The sequence below is a fragment of the Gordonia sp. 852002-50816_SCH5313054-c genome (genome assembly GCF_001665925.1).
Taxonomy (GTDB): Bacteria; Actinomycetota; Actinomycetes; order Mycobacteriales; family Mycobacteriaceae; genus Gordonia; species Gordonia jacobaea.
This window is the reverse complement of the sequence record NZ_LZTE01000025.1, coordinates 122,984-135,800: the sequence shown is the minus strand read 5'-3', so window position 1 is coordinate 135,800 and position 12,817 is coordinate 122,984. Positions and strand designations below refer to the sequence as shown.

The following is a 12,817-nucleotide window of genomic DNA, read 5'->3' as shown; positions in this document are numbered from 1 at the left end:
AGAGGACCACCCACCCGCGGCGGTAGTGTCGTCTCCGATGTCCGCACACGAACCCGCTGCGCAGCCGGCGCTTGCTGCCGGGCGGTACGCGCCGTCGCCGTCGGGCGACCTGCACGTCGGCAACCTGCGCACGGCCGTGCTGGCGTGGCTCTTCGCCCACACCTCGGGCCGCCGGTTTCTGCTGCGGATGGAGAACCTCGACCGCACCGCGGTGGGATCCGATCAGCGACAGATCGACGACCTGCACGCCCTCGGGATCGACTGGGAGCCGCCGGTCGTGTACCAGACCGACCGGCTCGATCGGTACCGCGCGGTGATCGACGACCTGACCATGCGTGGCCGCACCTTCGAATGCTTCTGCACCAGACGTGAGATCCTCGAAGCCCCGTCGGCGCCGCACTCCCCACCGGGCGCTTATCCCGGAACCTGCCGACACCTCACCGCAGAGCAGCGCGAGAGCAAGCGCGCGGCCGGGCGTCCGCCCGCTATCCGGATCGTCTCCGACGTCGACGAGTTCAGCGTCGTCGACATCCTGCACGGCGAATACACCGGCGCCGTCGACGATTTCGTCATCCAACGTGGCGACGGCACGCCCGCATACAACCTCGCGGTGGTCGTCGACGACGCCGAGCAGGGTGTCGACCAGGTGGTCCGCGGCGACGACCTCCTGTCGTCCGCCCCACGCCAGTCGTACCTCACGACGCTGCTCGGGCATACCCCTCCCGTCTACGCGCATGTCCCGATGGTGCTCAACGACAAGCAGATTCGCTTGTCGAAGCGCGACGGGGCTGTCACGCTAGCCGACCTCGCCGCGCGCGGCGTCGGCACCGCAACGGTTCTCGACCACATTGCGGCATCGCTACAGCTGGCCGAGCCCGGCGAACATGTCACCCTCGACGACCTCGCTCAACGCTTCGATCCGACGAAGCTCCCGACGCAGCCGTGGATCCTCACCGAAGACGAATGGACCTGAGAGGCACTCACATCCGCGCTCAGGACGCGGTCGTCAACAGCCTGTCGAGCAGATCGTCGAGAGTCAGCACGCCGAGAACCTCGTCGCCCGCAGATACCAGCGCGATATGTGCGCGCTTGTCGCGCATGCGCGCCATACCCTCGTAGGCCGGCAGCTCGGCAGGCAGGATCAACACGTCTCGGGCAAGGTTGGCTGCCGTGACATCGGCAGCCGCATTGAGACTGTCTCGGACGTGCACCACACCGATCACCGAGTCGCGGGTCAGGTTCTCTTCTGCCCCTGCGCGCACGACGAGCAGTCGAGAGTGCCCCGTCTGACGCGAAACCTCTTGAATCCCAGCAGGAGAAGCATCCGCGGGAACACCGTCGAGTGCGCCGTCGCCTACGACGTCGCCCACCGCGAGCGCCTCCGTGGCCAACGCCGCACTGAGCCTGTTGTGATACTCGTCGTCGAGCATCCCGGTCTCGGCGGAGTGGTCGACCAGCTGTCGCAACGTGGCCGAATCCTGTCCGGACGACACCTGGTCGACTGGCTGCACGCCAACGCGACGCAGGCACCAGTTGGCGAGTTGGTTGAGCACGACGAGCACCGGGCGCACCACCCACATGAAGGCGCGCATCGGAATCGCCAGCAGCACAGCCGATTTCTCCGGGTGTGCGATGGCCCACGACTTGGGTGCCATCTCGCCGACGACCAGGTGAAGGAAGGTCACGATGATCAGCGCGAGTATGAATCCCGCGACGTCGGCGATCCACAGCGGCGCGCCGAGTGCTTCGATCCCCGGCGTGATCCAGTGATGCACAGCGGGTTTGGTCACCGCGCCGAGCGCAAGCGTGCAGACGGTGATACCCAACTGCGAACCGGCCAGCAGCACAGACAGTTCCGACGAGCTGCGTAGCGCGGCTCGCGCGGCACGACTGGTCTGCGCGGCATCTTCGATACGGTGCCGACGAGCGGCGATCAGCGCGAACTCGACAGCGACGAAGAACGCGCTCGCCGCGATCAACGCGACCGTGACCGCGAGTACGACCCAGGGGTTACTCATCGGCGTCTCCGGACTCGGTGATGACGAGGTGGACGGTCGCGGGCACGCGGCGCCTGACCTGCGTCACCGTTGCGGTCACCGTCGGAGCAGCGACAGCGAAAGTGGCGTCGGCAAGCGGCAATTCGACGCTGTCACCGACCTGCGGCAGTCCGCCCGACGTCGAGATCACGAGTCCGCTCAGGGTCTCGTAGTCGCCTTCGGCCACCTCGTGTCCGATCACTCGCGACACCTCGTCGAGGTGCGTGTCGCCACGTGCGAGCCAGCCGTCGTCCGTCAGCTCGATCGGTTCCGACGACGTCGTATCGTGCTCGTCGTCGATCTCGCCGGTGATCTCCTCGGCGATGTCTTCGACGGTGATGATGCCCGCGATTCCGCCGTATTCGTCGATCACGACAGCCATCTCGTCATCTGAGCTGGTGTCGAGGCGTTCGAGCACCGCCGGAAGCGGCAGCGTGGTGGGCACGATCGCGGCGGGACGCGCGAGATCGGCTGCGGTAAGGCTCGTTTCGTCGAGTCGTTCGAGCAGATCGTGCAGGTGCACGATCCCGACGACGTCGTCGGGGTTCGTTCCCACGACGGGATATCGCGTGTGCCCCACCGCCATCAGGTCGCGAACCTCCGACAGCGAGGTATCTGCTGCGACGAAGTCGACGAGGGGCCGGGGCACCATCGCGTGCTCCGCTGTGCGAGTGGGAAAGTCGAGGACACGATCGAGGAGCGTCGACAGTTCGGCAGGCAACTCCCCGACCTCGCGCGACTCGGCGACGATGTGCTCGAGGTCGCGCGGCGACGCGGAGTGCTCGACGTCGTGCACCGGCTCGATGCGCAGCGCTTTGAGCAGAAGGTTCGACGCGGCGTCGAACAGCGAGATGACCGGACCGAACACCTTCAGGTAGATCGACGTCGAGAGTGCGAGTCGACGCGCAACCGGCTCGGGGCGCGCGATCGAGAGGTTCTTGGGGAACAGTTCGCCGAACACCATCTGCACGACCGTCGAGAACAGCACGGCGAGCACGGTGCCGATGGCCACGCCAACGGCTACCGGGATGCCGACGTCGCCCAACAGTTCGCCGACGCCACTGCCGATCAGCGGCTCGGCGACGTAGCCGACGAGTAGTCCGGTCACGGTGATGCCGAGCTGTGCACCCGAGAGCATGAACGAGGTTCTGCGCGTCACCGAGAGTGCGCGGGCTGCCGCGGCGTCGCCGTCTGCGGCGCGGGCCTTGAGTCGCGACCGGTCGACGGCCATGTACGCGAACTCCTGCGCCACGAAGTAGCCGGTCAACGCGGTGATGGCGAAGACGACGAGAATTCCGATCACGATTCCGAGGAGGATCATCATGCGATCACCTCGTCGCGGACCGTCGGAACATGAACCGACGTGTCAGGAGTTGTGAATGCCCCCGAGTGGGGGCTGGATCGTCGAGGTTTCCGTTTTTTGCGCCGAGCGCGGTTCATCGTGTCTTTCTGTCGGGAGGATTCGAAGCTGGAACGTCAGAGTTCAGGATACGTCAATGTCAACGAAACGGACATCGCGATGGTTCCCGGTCTGCAGGACCGTCCTCGAGGCCGAGCCCCAATCCCACTTCGGTCTCCTACAGTCGCGGCGCTGCAGCGTTAACGTTTGTGTCGTGGCGTCGCGTGAAATCGACAACCAGATCGCCGAACTCGGTGGACTTCTACAGGCTCAGGTGGATGACCTTGCCCTACTCATCGTTGCCGCGATCCACGCTGAGGTCGAGTTCTATCACGCAGACAACGCCGTTTCCGGCGACTCGCTGTTTGCTTCCGCCCGCGACAATTTGAGTCACGTTTTCCGCTCGCTGGAAGGCACCACGGGGCCCGATCTGTCGTCGGCCGTCGAGATCGGTCGGCTCCGGGCGGAGCAGGGGGTGCCGTTGGCGTCCGTGATGGACAGTTTCCGAATTGCCGCTCACCAGATTTGGCAATCCCTGAGTGGAGCGATCGCAGGTATGTCAGCCGACGCAGCCTTGGCACTTGCTGCGACCGAGAAGATCTGGTCTGCCCAGGACTCCTACACGGAAGCGATGTCGGGGGCATATCGCGATCACGCAACAGCCCGTGCGATCGACGACGAAGCAGAACGCGCTGCGCTGGTCGAGGCGCTGCTCGAGGGACACCACCTCGCGGATTACACACGCTGGGACATCGCGCGCATGCTGGCGATCCCGGCGCAGGGACCGTATGTCGTCGTCGCGGCGCAACCGCCGATGCCGGGCCGGATGCCGCTACCCGATATTGCCGGACGTCTGCGAACGGTCGACGTCTACTCGGCGTGGAGGCTGCTGCCGGACGTACACATCGGGCTGGTGCACGTCGGCTCGCGGAACGCATATCGCAAGGTTGTCGAACTACTCGGTCGGGTGGCGAACACCCCGGTGGGGGTGAGCCCACAGTTCGACGATCTCACCGACACCGCCGTCAGCATGCGCTACGCACGGCTGGCCATGCAGTCAGTTCCCTCGGGAATGCTGGTCAAGGAGTTCGACGACTCGGTGCTCGGTGTTGCTGCGGTCAGCGCACCGGATGTGACGCGCAAGATCGCCGAGGTGGTCCTGGGCAAGTACGACTCGCTTCAGGACGCCGACAAGGAGTTGTTGGCAGCCACGTTCCGCGCATGGATGCTCGCCAACGGCTCTGTTGATGACGCGGCGGAAGCGCTCTCGTGTCATCCGAACACGGTCCGTTATCGTCTGCGCCGGATCGAGCAGGTGACGCAGAGATCTCTTCGCGTGCCAAAGGAATTGACGGAGTTGTGTCTGGCATTCGAAATTGCGGACCGACTCTGATACGAGCGGTCGTGTCGAGAAGTCGCGGGCACGATCGAGGCGTGCCCACGCGGCGCGGACAGCTGCATCTTCCGTTGTGGCTGAAGACAATATAGATCCAGGGATTTCGGATTCGCGGACGTATACGACGCTGGATGGCGGTCGTTAGCATTCTGTGGCAGCCGACGCTCCGCGTGCGTGCACTTGGCTGCTGAGACAAAGCCGCCGCGCTGACAAATCGAGAACTCTGTTTCGGTCTTGCGCTACGAACATTTTCACGACCCGCGGAAGGCACGATTGAAAGTGACTGCTGCTGCAGTGGTATTGGCTCCGCTGGCGGTGATGATCTTGCCATTCGCTCTTGACTGGTACCACCGAACCGTCGTAGGGGAAACCCTCGACACGATCGATTCAAGAAGTGCGATCTGCACTACGGAAAGGCTGTCGATCATGGATGCACAGTCGGAGAATCCGTCCACCCTGCAAGCGAGAGTGTTCCTGGGCGAGTTCGAAATGCTTGCCGCAGCGTTGATCAAGCAACTCGACGCCGTCGATGTGCCGGCGAGCGAGAGGCGGGCACTGCTCACCGAGCTGTTCAACGTGCGCGCTCAGATAAACCGGCTTCAGGCGGCGTACCACTTCCCTGTCGACGACCGGCCCGCGAAGTCACCGCAGTAGGAGCAGATACTTGTCGGCCGACTCGGCCCCAAGCAAGATACCCGCTTGGTCGGCAATGGGTGATATGAGCCGATCGTCGGCATGTGATTTGTATTGGCGGACAAGGGAATCTGATGATCTTTAGGACCTTTGACCTACCGCGACAAAGTCCGACGAGCGTAGTTTCACTAGTGCATGGGAGTTACGCACTCACCGACGACAGCAACCGACGATCGAGAACCCGGATCGGGGTTCGATCGAGTTTTGACCAACCTGCGAAGTCGAAAGGTAAGACATGTCAACGAATTCAGAATCTACAACTGCCAGCGAGGTCAACAGTGACACGTTGGTTGATGTACGCCTGGACGACCTGCGAAATTTCATCAACAGATTTCTCGACTCCGTGGCCTCAGCCGAGAGGGAGAATCATGAGCAGGTGCAAGCCCGCATTGCCGAGGCCGCCGAAGCAACCGAGAGGGTAGCCGGGGACCTGAAGGTGAAGAGTGATGCGGCCACCGCCGCGGTGACCTCGCATTGGCAGTCATTCACAGATGCATTGTCGGCCAAGAAGGCTGAGGTTGACGCGCAGATCACCGAGCGCGCTCAGGAGCGTGACGTCCGCCGTGCGCAGGAGGCTGCGGATAAAGCCGAACGCATTGCCGACGACTCGGTGAGCGTTGCACGGATCGCGATTCAGAACGCATGGGTGGCCGTACTCGACGCCATCGACGCCGCGCTCTATGCCAAAGATCTCACGGACCCATCAGCCACCCCGGTGGGCAAGGACGCCTGAGGATTCCTGGAAGGACATCATGAGTATGAATAGAATTGTCATCGCTGCCGTGGGTATCGCACTCGTGGTCGGCGCGGTGATCTTCAACAGCAAGCGGCGCACGGTCGATGCGACCACCATGGAGATCCAGGACGCGATGAGCGGACTCGACCCGGTGTCGCGGGCGGCAGTGATCGCCCGATTGGCCGCTGACAAAAAAGCACAGTGGGACGACAAGACAAAACTGGACGAAGAGACACAGCTGGACGAGAAGTAGCGACCGACGGGAAGCACCGACTGCGTACGGAGTGATATCGATATGCACCAGTGAGTGAGCAGCGCGAGCGGACGGATCGCGAGCGGATCGATCCACAGAGTCGATTCGCGGAGCGCCGTCGTCGACTTCATGAGGCCCGGTCGGGTCGGATCACGACCGCGATCGCTGATCGATTCACCGAGATCGACGGCGGTACCGCGGGCACCCTCGTGTCGGTCGAGCTGTTCACCACGGTGATCCCGTTGATCATCCTCGGATTCGGATACTTTTCCGGGTTCGCCTCCAACGCCAGCCCGGGAACGGTGTTCATCCGGGAAACCGGGCTACATCACCCGCTCGACGACCAGGTGCGCGAGGCCTTCGGTAACTCCGCAGGATTGCGATCGAGTTGGACCATATTCGGCGTCGCGGGTTTCCTGGTCTGGGGAATCCCCATGTCGATCACCATCGCCGCCATCTTCGGAAAGGCGTGGCGTCGGGAACAATTCGGAATCGGCCAACGTCTCCTCCGCGGCGCCATCTGGTTCCTGCTGTACCTCGTGATGCTCGCTACGCGCGAATGGCTGACCTACACCGTCGGCACCGGCACGACCACGCACGCGCTGATGTTCGTCGTCGGGCTGCTACCGGTGTGGATCTTCTGGTCGCTGACCCCACCGCTCTTGGTCCGCGACGGGGGTCGAGGTCTGCGCTATCTTCTCCTGGCCGGGTTAGCCGGGGTTGCCGTCGATGGTGTCGTCCTGCCACTCGCCTCGCGAGTAGCGTTTCCGGCACTGCTTTCCGGCTGGAACGGATTCGGCCCGATCGGGGTCGCCATGACGCTGATCCTGTGGTGCGGGGTGATCGGTGTCGGATGGGTGGTCATCGCATGCGTCGGTGCAGTCTTCTGGGAACGCATCACGCCGGAACACACGGTCCTCGAGTCGCAAACGGCCTGATCACCTAGCCATCGCGCAGCTCAGTCGTTGCGATTCCCCGCGTAGTACCGGCCGAGGAATTCGTCGCGGTAGGCGTAGTAGTCGCCGGACTCGATGGCTCTGCGCGCGCCGTCGACCATCTGCACGACGAAGGCGACGTTGTGCAGTGTCGCCAGCGTCGCGCCGAGCCCCTCCTTCGCCTTGAACAGGTGGTGCAGGTAGGCGCGCGAGTACTGCGAGGTGTAGTTGGTGACCTCGGGATCGAGCGATCGGAAGTCGCTGCGGTATCGCGCGTTGGTGATGTTGTAGCGGCCGTCGAGCGAGTAGATGGCGCCGTTGCGCGCGACCCGCGTCGGCGAGACGCAATCGAACGTATCGGCGCCGTTCTCGATCGCGGTGAAGATGTCGTCGGGTTCACTGATGCCCAGTAGATGCTTCGGCTTGTCTTCTGGCAGTTCGGAATTCACCCAGCCGACGATCGTGCCGAGATTGGCCTTCTCCAAAGCGCCACCGATTCCGAAGCCGCCGAAGCCCTTTCCGCCGGAATCCTGGTCGCGCCGCGAGAGTTCGGTCAGGTCGCGGGCCGCCTTACGTCGCAGGTCCTCGTACTGAGCGCCCTGCAGCACACCCCACAGCGACTGCTGAGGTCGATGGCCACGCTCGACGGAAAGCCGATTGTGTTCTGCCAGACAGCGAATCGCCCACTGCCGAGTGCGTTCCAGCGAATTTTCCTGGTAGCCACGGGTGTTCATCAGCGTGGTCAGCTCGTCGAACGCGAAGATGATGTCGGCACCGAGTTGGTGCTGGATCTGCATCGACAGTTCGGGCGTGAACCGATGCGACGACCCGTCGAGATGCGATTTGAAGGTGACGCCGTCGTCGTCGACGCGGGAAAGTCGTTCGCGCCCTTCGGCGATCTTCTCGTCGTCCTGCTCGCCGGTCACGTCCATCGAGATGACCTTCTTGAAACCTGTGCCGAGCGACATGACCTGGAACCCGCCGCTGTCGGTATAGGTGGGACCCGACCAGTTCATGAAGGCGCCGAGGCCGCCCGCGGCGTCGACGATCTCGGGTCCCGGCTGCAGATAGAGGTGATAGGCGTTTGCGAGCACGGCCTGCGCGCCGAGCGCGGCGACCGCCTCGGGTAGGACCGTCTTGACCGTCGCCTTGGTTCCGACCGGCACGAATGCGGGTGTGTGGATCTCGCCGTGCGGCGTCGTGATGACTCCGGTGCGGCCGAGCGAACCGTCGAGTCGCGTGCCCACCGCGTAGGAATGGTCGGGACGCAGGTGCAGACCGGTCGGGTTGGTGTCGGGAGCGTCGATGTCGGGCGGGGTCACCGACCGATCTTCGCAGGTCGAGCGGCCTGAGCTCAAACCAGCTTCCGACGAGGCGTGCTGACGCGAAGCGCGGATTCGCTACGGTGAGTCCATGACGCGCGGAACGAACCTCAAGGTACCCACCCGTATCGTGCTGGCCTGCTGCGGCGCCCTCGGAGCTGCGTCTCTGGTGCTGACCGGCTGTGGCACCGAACAACAAGCCGACACGTCGAGCACAGCGGCGACGCAGGCGAGCAGTTCGACGAGCCCCGTCGTGGTCGGCGGCCCCCGCCCCGGAACACCGACCACCTCCCTACCCCCCGAGACCGCCGCAGGCACCAAGGAGTGCGACAAGATCTCCGGACCCGACGGCGCGCTGACCGTACAGATTCTCGCCGGCGACGTGAGTTGTGCCGACGCCATGACGCTCGCCAAGTCGTACGGACCCAAGATTTCCAGTGGTGAGCCGCAGGACGTCGACGGCTGGTCGTGTGCCCCGGCTACCGGAAACGGCCTGCTCGCCGCGTGCGAGAAGGGCTCGGACAGAGTTGGCTTCGCGCCGTAGGGCCCCCGCCGACTTGACCCTCACGCGACGTCAGGCAGCAGAGTCATCGGCGTGAGCGAAGGAAATGCCCCGTCGTCGGGCGACCTCACCGTCGGTGTGGTCGCCGGTCTCGTCGGTGTCAGTGTGCGGACGTTGCACCATTACGACCAGATCGGTCTGGTCACCCCGACGGGCCGCACGCCCGCGGGATATCGCGTGTACGACGACGGTGACGTCGAGCGCCTGCACCAGGTGCTGACCTACCGGGAGTTGGGCTTTCCACTCGAGCAGATCGCGACCCTGCTCGACGATCCGCACGCAGATGCGCTGGGCCACTTGACCACCCAGCGCGATCTGCTCAATGAGCGGATCGCTCGCTTGCACCGGATGGTTGCAGCAGTGGAGGACATGATGGACGCGAAGAAGTCAGGGATTCAATTGTCAGCCGCCGAACAGAGCGAGATCTTCGGCGACGATTGGCTACCCGAGGAGTACTCAGCCGAGGCGCAGCAGCGCTGGGGTGAGACCGAGCAGTGGACGCAGAGCCAGCAGCGAACGGCGCAGTTCAGCAAGGACGACTGGCGCCAGATCAAAGCCGACGCCGACGCCTTCGAGGCACGCCTCGCCGACGCGTTGGGGCGCGGCGTCGAACCCGGTTCTGCCGAGGCCGACGACCTCGCCGAGCAACATCGGGCGAGTATCGAGAAGTTCTACGACTGCAGCTATGAGATGCAGGTCTGTCTCGGCGACATGTACGTCGCCGATCCGCGGTTCGCCAAGCACTACGACGACGTCGCGCCTGGTCTCGCGGTGTTTTTGCGCGACGTGATCCGCGCGAACGCCGACGGTAAGTAGCTCAGCCCAGTTTCTCGGCTACCCGCTCGAGCGCGGCGACGCGGCTGCCCTTGACCAGCACCGCGTCGCCGTTGCCGAGTCCGGCGAGTGCCGCGACGGCGGCGTCGATGTCGGCGACATGGGTGGCTGTCGAGCCGTAGAAGGGCTCGTCGACGGCTATCACCGCGATGCCGAGCGACTCTGCCTGGAGCGCGATCGCCTCGTGCTCGGCAGCTGAGTCGTGTCCGAGTTCTGCCATCGTTCCCAGCACGGCGAAGCGTCGTCGAGCATCAAGGGCCGCCAGGGAGCGCAGCGCGGCCGACATCGACGTCGGGTTGGCGTTGTAGGCGTCGTTGAGCACGACGACGCCGTCTGCCGTGGTGGAGAGTTCCATGCGCAGGCCCGACAGCGCGGCCCCGAGGAACCCGGCGGGCATCGACTCGACGGGTACGCCGAGTCCGCCCGCGGCCGCCGCGGCGGCGAGCGCGTTGGACACCTGATGCTCGCCGCGCGCCGCGAGCGACACCTGCGTGCTGCCCCACGGCGTGTGCAGGCGGAACGATGCACGGAGCTGATCGTCGACGACGATGTCGGTGGCCACGACGTCGGCCGAGGGAGTGAGTCCGTAGGTCAGCACCTGGGCGGACGTGCGGGATGCCATTGCCGCGACGCGCTCGTGGTCGGCGTTGAGCACGGCGATGCCGTCGGCCGGAAGTGCTTCGACCAGTTCGCCTTTCGCACGTGCGACGGCCTCGATGCTGCCGAAGAGTTCGAGGTGTACACCCTCGACCCGGGTGATGATGCCGACGGTCGGGCGCGCGATCGAGCACAGCAGCTCGATGTGCCCGACCCCGCGCGCACCCATCTCGACGACTGCTGCCTCGGTGTCGTCTGGGGCGTTGAAGAGCGTCAGCGGGAGGCCGAGTTCGTTGTTGAACGACTTCTCGCTCGCGGCTGTGCGGAACGTGGTGGAGAGCAGTCCGGCCAGCAGATCCTTGGTCGACGTCTTGCCCACCGACCCCGTGATCCCGACCACTCGCTCGGGAAGTCGACGCCGAGCTGCGCGGCCGAGGTCGGCGAGTGCGAGCGCGGTGTCGTCGACGGTGATGGCCGGAGCGTCGACGCCATCGACAGGACCGGTCGCGGTGAGGTAGGCGCCCGCGCCCGCCGACACCGCGCCCTTGATGAAGTCGTGTCCGTCGCGAGCAGCGACGATCGGGACAAACAGTTGCCCGGACCGCACCGCGCGCGAGTCGATCGTCGCGCCGTCGACCGTCACGTCGTTTCCGACGAGTTGACCGCCAACCGCGTCCGCCAGCTCAGTTGCCTGCATGTGCACGCCTCAACGCTAGAGGAACGCGCGAAACACCCCGCACGCCGGGGAGAGCGCGGGGGAGCGTCGACGTATCGTGTGACCCATGTCGACTCCCCTGCTTCGCCTGGTTGTTCTCTACGGCGGTGTCTCCGCCGAGCACGATGTGTCCCGCGTGACCGCGGCGCACGTGCTGGCAGCAGCCGACCCGGCCAAGTACAGCGTCGTCCCGATCGGTATCGCGAAGAACGGCACCTGGGTACGCAACGACAAGGTGATCGCCTCGCTGGCCGACAACACGCCGCTGCCCGATGCACTCGACATCGCGGGCACCGTCATCGACCCGCTACGCGAACTGCAGGCCGACGCCGAGGGCGCGATCACCGTCGTGCTGCCGCTACTGCACGGGCCACACGGCGAGGACGGCACCATCCAGGGGATGCTCGAGCTGTTCAAACTCCCCTACGTCGGCGCCGGTGTGCTCAGCTCGGCGGCGTGCATGGACAAGGGCATGGCCAAGGTCGTTGCCGCGCAGGCGGGAATCCCGCAGTGCCGGTGGATCGAATACCGCGACGGCGTCGACGACCCGCGCACCGTGGCGTTCCGCGCCATCGAGGAGCTGGGCCTGCCGCTGTTCGTCAAGCCTGCCAACCTCGGATCGTCCGTGGGAATCACCAAGGCGCACAACGCAACAGAACTCGACGACGCGATCAACCTGGCGCTGCGCTACGACGACGTCGTGGTGATCGAGGAGTTCGTGTCCGGGCGTGAGGTCGAGGTTGCTGTGCTCGGCAACGAGAGCCCCGAGACGTCGGTGCCGGGCGAGATCATCTCCGGCAGCGAGTTCTACGACTACGAGGACAAATACATCACCGGCGCGGCCAAGCTGGTGATCCCGGCGCCGCTGAGCGACGAGGCGGTGCGCGAGGTCCGCGAGCTCGCAGCGAAGACGTTCCTCGCCATGCGGTGCGCGGGCATGGCGCGTGTCGACTTCTTCTACGAGGAGGACGGCCGCGGTTGGCTGCTCAACGAGGTGAACACGATCCCCGGATTCACCCCGGGGTCGATGTACCCGAAGCTGTGGCAGGCCACCGGGATCGCCTACCCCGACCTCATCGACCGCCTCGTCACGCTCGCGCTGGACGCACACCGTCGGCGCGTGGGGTTCTCGACGGAGCACTGAGGCCGTCGTTTCCCGCCTGACAGGGCGTGGGGACGTGCTCTATCCGAAGAGGCTCCAGACCTCTCCCGTTTTCAGTCATTTTCAGAGGCGCCCGGCGGCAAAAGCCCAGTTCGGATCGCCGAGACTGTTCGGAAATGACTGAAAACGGGAGAGCCGAGCGGCGCCGCTCGGTCCCAGACAGCGAAATACCCCCTC

General features: G+C 64.9%; 13 protein-coding genes. 9 read left to right on the top strand and 4 right to left on the bottom strand.

Annotation, left to right across the window (positions count from 1 at the left end):
- Window positions 1-37 precede the first annotated feature (37 nt).
- Complete coding sequence (gene gluQRS, locus A5788_RS03590) at window positions 38-973, top strand: tRNA glutamyl-Q(34) synthetase GluQRS (RefSeq protein WP_049700137.1); 936 nt, start codon at window positions 38-40, stop codon at window positions 971-973.
- A gap of 19 nt (window positions 974-992) precedes the next feature.
- Here the strand turns inward: gluQRS and A5788_RS03585 are convergent, their stop codons facing one another.
- Window positions 993-2,018, bottom strand: coding sequence for a hemolysin family protein (locus tag A5788_RS03585; protein WP_049700138.1), 1,026 nt, complete (start codon window positions 2,016-2,018; stop codon window positions 993-995).
- The gene (locus tag A5788_RS03580; protein WP_049700139.1) at window positions 2,011-3,360 is read right to left on the bottom strand and encodes a hemolysin family protein; all 1,350 of its coding nucleotides are present in this window, start codon (window positions 3,358-3,360) and stop codon (window positions 2,011-2,013) included. Before A5788_RS03580 ends, A5788_RS03585 begins: the two co-directional genes overlap by 8 nt.
- Window positions 3,361-3,649: 289 nt before the next feature.
- Here A5788_RS03580 and A5788_RS03575 point away from each other — a divergent pair, with 289 nt between their 5' ends.
- From A5788_RS03575 to A5788_RS03555, 5 genes are all read left to right on the top strand, one after another.
- Window positions 3,650-4,828 carry a PucR family transcriptional regulator gene (locus A5788_RS03575; RefSeq protein ID WP_064865093.1) on the top strand — a complete coding sequence of 393 codons (1,179 nt, stop codon included), beginning with the start codon at window positions 3,650-3,652 and terminating at the stop codon, window positions 4,826-4,828.
- A 237-nt stretch (window positions 4,829-5,065) separates the two neighbouring features.
- The gene (locus A5788_RS03570; protein ID WP_152930119.1) at window positions 5,066-5,485 is read left to right on the top strand and encodes a hypothetical protein; all 420 of its coding nucleotides are present in this window, start codon (window positions 5,066-5,068) and stop codon (window positions 5,483-5,485) included.
- Between the two features lie 274 nt (window positions 5,486-5,759).
- Window positions 5,760-6,257: a hypothetical protein gene (locus tag A5788_RS03565; protein WP_049700141.1), complete on the top strand. Its 498-nt coding sequence runs from the start codon at window positions 5,760-5,762 to the stop codon at window positions 6,255-6,257.
- A gap of 19 nt (window positions 6,258-6,276) precedes the next feature.
- On the top strand, window positions 6,277-6,513 hold the full coding sequence (locus A5788_RS03560; protein ID WP_152930121.1) for a hypothetical protein: 237 nt from the start codon (window positions 6,277-6,279) through the stop codon (window positions 6,511-6,513).
- Between the two features lie 50 nt (window positions 6,514-6,563).
- Window positions 6,564-7,451 carry a hypothetical protein gene (locus tag A5788_RS03555; RefSeq protein WP_049700143.1) on the top strand — a complete coding sequence of 296 codons (888 nt, stop codon included), beginning with the start codon at window positions 6,564-6,566 and terminating at the stop codon, window positions 7,449-7,451.
- 20 nt (window positions 7,452-7,471) lie between these two features.
- Here the strand turns inward: A5788_RS03555 and tgt are convergent, their stop codons facing one another.
- Entirely contained in the window at window positions 7,472-8,770 is a 1,299-nt protein-coding gene (gene tgt, locus A5788_RS03550; RefSeq protein WP_420841306.1) for a tRNA guanosine(34) transglycosylase Tgt, read from the bottom strand.
- A 91-nt stretch (window positions 8,771-8,861) separates the two neighbouring features.
- Here tgt and A5788_RS03545 point away from each other — a divergent pair, with 91 nt between their 5' ends.
- Entirely contained in the window at window positions 8,862-9,314 is a 453-nt protein-coding gene (locus tag A5788_RS03545) for a hypothetical protein (protein WP_049700144.1), read from the top strand.
- A gap of 51 nt (window positions 9,315-9,365) precedes the next feature.
- Window positions 9,366-10,148, top strand: coding sequence for a MerR family transcriptional regulator (locus A5788_RS03540; RefSeq protein ID WP_049700145.1), 783 nt, complete (start codon window positions 9,366-9,368; stop codon window positions 10,146-10,148).
- A gap of 1 nt (window position 10,149) precedes the next feature.
- On the opposite strand, the gene A5788_RS03535 is transcribed toward A5788_RS03540, so the two are convergent.
- Entirely contained in the window at window positions 10,150-11,460 is a 1,311-nt protein-coding gene (locus A5788_RS03535; RefSeq protein WP_049700146.1) for a UDP-N-acetylmuramoyl-tripeptide--D-alanyl-D-alanine ligase, read from the bottom strand.
- 85 nt (window positions 11,461-11,545) lie between these two features.
- On the opposite strand from A5788_RS03535, the gene A5788_RS03530 reads away from it, so the two are divergent.
- The gene (locus tag A5788_RS03530) at window positions 11,546-12,622 is read left to right on the top strand and encodes a D-alanine--D-alanine ligase family protein (RefSeq protein WP_064865091.1); all 1,077 of its coding nucleotides are present in this window, start codon (window positions 11,546-11,548) and stop codon (window positions 12,620-12,622) included.
- Window positions 12,623-12,817 lie beyond the last annotated feature (195 nt).